Below are 6,332 nucleotides of genomic sequence, written 5' to 3' on the forward strand. Positions count from 1 at the left end.
GTTATGGTCGTTCAAATACTGTCGCAATGCCCTGACCCAAACCGATACACATGGTGGCCAGACCGTATTTCGCGTCTTTCGCTTCCATTAGGTTGATCAACGTTGTTGAGATACGTGAACCAGAACAGCCTAGTGGATGACCCAATGCTATCGCACCACCGTTAAGGTTGACCTTCTCATCCATAACATCAAGCAGGCCTAAGTCTTTAGCACACGGCAGAGACTGCGCGGCAAATGCTTCGTTTAGCTCAACCACATCCATGTCTTCAATTGAAAGACCGGCACGCTTGAGCGCTTTTTTCGTCGCAGGTACAGGACCGTAACCCATAATAGAAGGATCGCAGCCCGCAATGGCCATGCCTTTAATACGTGCACGAATCTTCAAGCCAAGTTCATTAGCTTTCTCTTCACTCATGATCAACATCGCTGATGCACCATCGGACAGAGCCGATGATGTACCGGCTGTTACTGTACCGTTTGCAGGGTCGAACACTGGGCGAAGTTGAGATAGACCTTCAACGGATGTTTCAGGGCGAATCACTTCGTCGTAATCCAGAGTGAACAGTGTGCCGTCTGCTGCGTGGCCTTCAATTGGTAGAATTTCGTTTTTAAAACGACCCTCTACGGTTGCTGCGTGCGCACGAGCGTGAGAGCGAGCGGCAAACTCGTCTTGTTGCTCACGGCTAATACCATGTAATTTACCAAGCATTTCAGCCGTTAAGCCCATCATGCCCGCAGCTTTTGCTACGTTCTTTGACATACCTGGGTGAAAGTCTACACCGTGGTTCATTGGCACATGCCCCATGTGCTCAACACCACCAATTAGGCAGATTTCAGCATCGCCAGTCATGATGGCACGTGTACCGTCGTGAAGCGCTTGCATTGATGAGCCACACAAGCGGTTCACCGTCACGGCGCCAATTTCAATCGGCAGACCAGCAAGCAGCGCCGCATTACGTGCAACGTTAAAGCCTTGCTCTAGTGTTTGCTGTACACAGCCCCAGTAGATGTCTTCAATCTCGCTTGGGTTCACTTGTGGGTTACGCGCAAGAATGCCTTTCATTAGGCGCGCAGATAGATCTTCTGCTCGTGTATGACGGAAAGCACCACCTTTAGAGCGACCCATTGGAGTACGTAGACAATCGACTACGACAACATTTCTTGTTTGATTAGTCATTTTAGAATCCCTCCTTAGATAGAACCTTGCTGTTGTGCACCGTAAAAGCTTTCACCTTTCGCCGCCATATCAATCAGCATTTGCGGTACTTGGTACATCGCACCTAGCTCGGCGTGTTGTTTTGCCATTTCAACGTATTCAGCAATACCCACGCTGTCTAGATAGCGGAATACGCCACCGCGGAATGGAGGGAAACCAAGACCATAAACCAATGCCATATCTGCTTCCTGCGGAGTCGCGATGATGCCTTCTTGTAGGCACAGCACCACTTCGTTAATCATTGGAATCATCATACGTTGAATGATGGTCTGATCGTCAAAGTCCTGCTTATCGGCACAAACGTCAGCAAGTACCGGTAAGATCGCTTCGGAGAAGGTTTTCTTCGGCTTACCTTTTTTATCTATGGTGTAGCTGTAGAAGCCATTACCATTTTTCTGACCATATTTGTCTGCTTCGAACAGTGCATCAATCGCATCACGACCTTGTTTACCCATACGCTCAGGGAAACCGTCAGCCATCACAGCTTGTGCGTGGTGCGCGGTATCAATGCCGACTACGTCAAGCAAGTACGCCGGTCCCATCGGCCAGCCAAACTTACGCTCCATGACTTTGTCGATTTTCGTAAAGTCAGCACCATCACGAAGTAGCATGCTGAAACCGCCAAAGTATGGGAACAATACGCGGTTAACGAAGAACCCTGGGCAGTCATTAACGACAATTGGTGATTTGCCCATTTTCGCAGCATACGCCACAACACGGTTGATGGTTTCATCAGAGGTGTGCTCACCACGGATGATCTCAACAAGAGGCATACGATGCACTGGGTTGAAGAAGTGCATACCACAGAAGTTTTCTGGGCGTTTTAGTGATTTTGCCAATAGGTTGATAGGAATCGTCGAGGTGTTTGAGGTGATAACGGTGTCGTCACCGACATGGGATTCAACTTCACTTAAAACTGCTGCTTTTACTTTCGGGTTTTCAACGACAGCTTCAACAATCACATCAGAGTTTTCAATACCTGCGTAATGTAGGCTCGGTGTGATTGACGCTAAAATACCCGCCATCTTAAAGCCATCAATGCGACCGCGAGATAAGCGTTTATTCAGCAGCTTAGATGCTTCAGTCATGCCTAGGTCGAGCGACGCTTGCGCGATGTCTTTCATTAAGACAGGCACACCTTTTAGCGCTGATTGGTAAGCAATGCCGCCACCCATGATACCTGCACCTAACACGGCTGCACGTTGCGTGTCTTTACTTGCTGACTTCGCTGCTTTTTTCGCAATGCCTTTGATGTATTGATCATTAAGGAATAGGCCAACGAGTGATTTTGCTTCTTCCGATTTAGCCAATTTCACGAAGTGCTTACGTTCAATGTCTAACGCTTCATTACGTGCAAAGCGAGCACCTTCTTCAATCGTGATAACGGCTGTCATTGGGGCAGGGTAGTGAGGGCCTGCTTTTTGTGCCACCAGACCCTTCGCCATGGTGAAGCTCATCATTGATTCAAGCTTACTCAGCGTTAGCGGAGATGTTTTCTGTGCTCGGCGTGCTTGCCAGTCAAGTTTCTCGTTAATTGCAGAGTCAAGAGTTTGTAGTGCTGATTCGTATAAAGCATCAGTCTCTACAACTGCATCGAGTAAGCCAATTTTCAATGCTTCATCAGCTCGGCATGCTTTACCTTGGGTGATGATTTCCATTGCGCTGTCTGCGCCAATAACGCGAGGTAAGCGTACACAACCACCAAAGCCAGGCATGATTCCCAGTTTCGTTTCTGGTAGGCCGATGCTGGTGGTTTTGTCACCAATACGCATGTCTGTTGCTAGCACACATTCACAACCGCCACCAAGAGCGTGGCCTTTGATCACTGAGATGGTCGGAACGGGTAAGTCTTCTAATTTGTTAAAGATGCTATTAGCAAATTGCAGCCATTGGTCGAGCTCGGCATCCGTTTTAGCAAACAGACCTAAAAACTCGGTAATGTCTGCGCCTACAATGAATGCGTCTTTATCTGAAGTGAGCAACAACCCCTTGAGGCCTTGATGGGCAATGAGCGCATCAAGAGCTTTATCTAGCGATTCTAATGTCGCTAGGTCGAGTTTGTTGACGGATTTTGGAGAGCAGAAGCTTAGCTCTGCAATACCATCTTGTATTTCCTTTACCTGTAGGGTTTCGGCTTGGTAAATCATTGTCTATCTCCATGACATACAATCGTGGATTGTCTGTATACCTATTTCAACGACGCCGTGTACCTCGGCAAATAGGTATCGAGGAAGTCGTTTTATTTTTGTTCTGGTTTGACCAGTAAGGTTAGTTTGGATCGTGGATTGTTTAATTTCAATACATTTTTTAAACAAGTGTTTAACATTGTGCGCTGTGGCAGATCTTATGCGACGGGTAAATCACACTCGTGATAGACTTCAGGCAAATAGACATGAATCCATAATCCTATGAATGACAAGCCTTATCTGATTCCAGCAGAGCCCGCTCAATTTGAAGAAGAAATTAAAAAGAGCGTCTTCATTACTTATTTGGCACACACGCCAAGTATCGAAGCTGCAAAAACATTTGTTGATCAAATCAAAGCTAAACACGCTGATGCTAGACATAACTGTTGGGGCTTTGTTGCTGGTCGACCAGAAGATTCGATGAAGTGGGGCTTTAGTGATGATGGAGAACCTTCAGGGACGGCAGGCAAACCAATCCTGGCGCAGCTGTCTGGATCTGGGGTGGGGGAGATCACGGCTGTGGTCACGCGATACTCTGGTGGAATCAAGTTAGGTACAGGCGGCTTGGTTAAAGCGTATGGGGGTGGGGTTCAACAAGCGCTCAAGCTGCTTCAAACTATTGAGAAAAAAATAACCACAAAGCTCAGACTAACGTTAGACTATGGGTTTATGCCTATCGCACAATCAATCATGCCGCAATTTGGTGCGATAGAAGTCGAGGCTGAATACAGCGATCAGGTCGTATTAGTGGTGGAAATTGAGCTTCGAGAAGTGAGCGCGTTTACCCAAGCAATCATCAATAAAAGCGGGGCAAAGGCAATTGTCACTCCGCTAGACGGACAATAATGAAAAACAGGAAGCAACAGGGACAGCTTCGCTAGTCAATTTATCCATGCAATTTCGTTCAATTATTCGAATCGTCGGGCTACTGCTCGCACTCTTCAGTGTCACTATGCTTGCGCCAGCACTCGTTGCGCTGATCTATCGAGATGGTGCTGGTGTGCCTTTTGTCACGACATTTTTTGTTCTGCTGTTTTGTGGGGCCGTTTGTTGGTACCCAAACCGCAGGTATAAGCACGAGCTTAAAGCTCGAGATGGCTTTCTTATTGTCGTCTTATTCTGGACAGTACTTGGCAGTGCAGGCTCGATCCCCTTTCTCATTGCTGACAATCCGAACGTCTCAGTGACAGATGCGTTTTTTGAATCGTTTTCTGCTCTCACGACGACCGGGGCGACCGTTATTGTTGGTTTGGATGAGTTACCTAAAGCGATTCTATTCTATCGACAGTTACTGCAGTGGTTCGGCGGTATGGGAATCATCGTATTAGCGGTGGCGATTTTGCCAGTACTTGGCATCGGTGGTATGCAGCTTTACCGCGCCGAGATCCCAGGTCCAGTCAAGGATACTAAAGTGACGCCGCGCATAGCAGAAACTGCTAAGGCGCTTTGGTACATCTATTTGAGCCTGACTATCGCCTGTGCTTCGGCTTTTTGGTTAGCTGGTATGACGCCATTTGATGCCATCAGTCACAGCTTTTCCACCATTGCCATTGGTGGCTTCTCTACCCACGATGCCAGCATCGGATACTTTGATAGTTACGCGATTAACCTGATTACGGTGGTTTTTCTGCTTATATCTGCATGTAATTACACACTGCACTTTGCTGCATTTGCATCAGGTGGCGTACATCCCAAGTATTACTGGAAAGATCCTGAGTTTCGCGCCTTCTTGTTTATTCAAGTGCTGCTATTTATCATTTGCTTTCTATTATTACTGAAACATCACTCTTACACATCGACATACGATGCTTTCGATCAGGCTCTGTTCCAAACTGTATCAATATCCACAACAGCGGGCTTTACGACAACAGGTTTTGCGGATTGGCCGCTCTTCTTACCTGTGCTGTTATTGTTCTCTTCCTTTATAGGTGGTTGTGCTGGTTCAACAGGCGGCGGCATGAAAGTGATCCGTATCCTGCTTCTTACCTTACAAGGTGCGCGTGAACTAAAACGTTTAGTCCATCCACGCGCGGTTTACACCATCAAAGTAGGTGGCAGTGCCCTACCGCAACGTGTTGTCGATGCGGTTTGGGGTTTCTTCTCCGCATACGCATTGGTATTTGTGGTTTGTATGTTGGGGTTGATTGCAACAGGAATGGATGAGCTCAGTGCGTTCTCGGCGGTGGCTGCGACTCTGAACAACCTCGGTCCTGGCTTGGGAGAAGTAGCGCTGCACTTTGGTGATGTTAACGACAAAGCAAAATGGGTATTGATAGTTTCTATGCTGTTTGGTCGTTTGGAAATCTTTACCTTACTTATTCTACTTACGCCGACGTTTTGGCGTAGCTAAGGGGAAATCGTGGCAAAAGCATTATTTCTATACTCTTCCCGCGAAGGGCAGACTAAAAAAATTCTCCACTATATAGATGAACAACTTCCAGACTTCGATTGTGAGCTGGTGGATTTACATAATGTCGAGACGATTGACTTCAGCCAATACGACAGAGTATTGATAGGCGCCTCTATTCGCTATGGCCATCTTAATAAAAAGCTATACCAGTTTATTGAGCGAAACCTCAATCAATTGGAGCAAAATAAAGTGGCATTTTTCTGCGTAAACCTAACCGCTCGTAAAGAGGACCAAGGAAAGGATACACCTGAAGGTAGTGCCTACATTCACAAGTTCCTAATTAAGTCGCCTTGGAAACCAACGCTAATAGGTGTTTTTGCTGGTGCACTTTATTACCCACGTTACAGCTGGTTCGACAGAACTATGATTAGGTTCATTATGTCGATGACGGGTGGCGAAACTGATACGACCAAAGAGGTGGAGTACACCAATTGGGAAAAAGTGGCTCTTTTCGCAGATAAATTCAGAGAACTGTAGAAATAACGTGCTCTTTTGACCGCTTTTGATGCAAATTTATCCG

General features: G+C 46.8%; 5 protein-coding genes. 3 read left to right on the forward strand and 2 right to left on the reverse strand.

Features of this window, described 5'->3' with window-relative positions; genetic code table 11:
- Nucleotide 1: 1 nt before the first annotated feature.
- Together fadA and fadB are read right to left on the reverse strand one after the other, a co-directional pair.
- Nucleotides 2–1,177: an acetyl-CoA C-acyltransferase FadA gene (fadA, locus tag R7Z77_RS12695; protein ID WP_006743176.1), complete on the reverse strand. Its 1,176-nt coding sequence runs from the start codon at nt 1,175–1,177 to the stop codon at nt 2–4.
- A gap of 14 nt (nt 1,178–1,191) precedes the next feature.
- The gene (gene fadB, locus R7Z77_RS12700) at nt 1,192–3,363 is read right to left on the reverse strand and encodes a fatty acid oxidation complex subunit alpha FadB (protein ID WP_064353498.1); all 2,172 of its coding nucleotides are present in this window, start codon (nt 3,361–3,363) and stop codon (nt 1,192–1,194) included.
- Between the two features lie 261 nt (nt 3,364–3,624).
- Here fadB and R7Z77_RS12705 point away from each other — a divergent pair, with 261 nt between their 5' ends.
- Genes R7Z77_RS12705 through hemG form a run of 3 tightly spaced genes read left to right on the forward strand, consistent with a single transcriptional unit; the run spans nt 3,625 to nt 6,289 of the window.
- Nucleotides 3,625–4,248, forward strand: a complete 624-nt coding sequence (locus R7Z77_RS12705) for a YigZ family protein (protein WP_318136691.1) — start codon at nt 3,625–3,627, stop codon at nt 4,246–4,248.
- A 46-nt stretch (nt 4,249–4,294) separates the two neighbouring features.
- On the forward strand, nt 4,295–5,752 hold the full coding sequence (locus tag R7Z77_RS12710) for a TrkH family potassium uptake protein (protein WP_005378893.1): 1,458 nt from the start codon (nt 4,295–4,297) through the stop codon (nt 5,750–5,752).
- 9 nt (nt 5,753–5,761) lie between these two features.
- On the forward strand, nt 5,762–6,289 hold the full coding sequence (hemG, locus tag R7Z77_RS12715) for a menaquinone-dependent protoporphyrinogen IX dehydrogenase (RefSeq protein ID WP_054577148.1): 528 nt from the start codon (nt 5,762–5,764) through the stop codon (nt 6,287–6,289).
- Nucleotides 6,290–6,332: the final 43 nt, after the last annotated feature.

This window comes from Vibrio sp. 1401 (assembly GCF_033340295.1).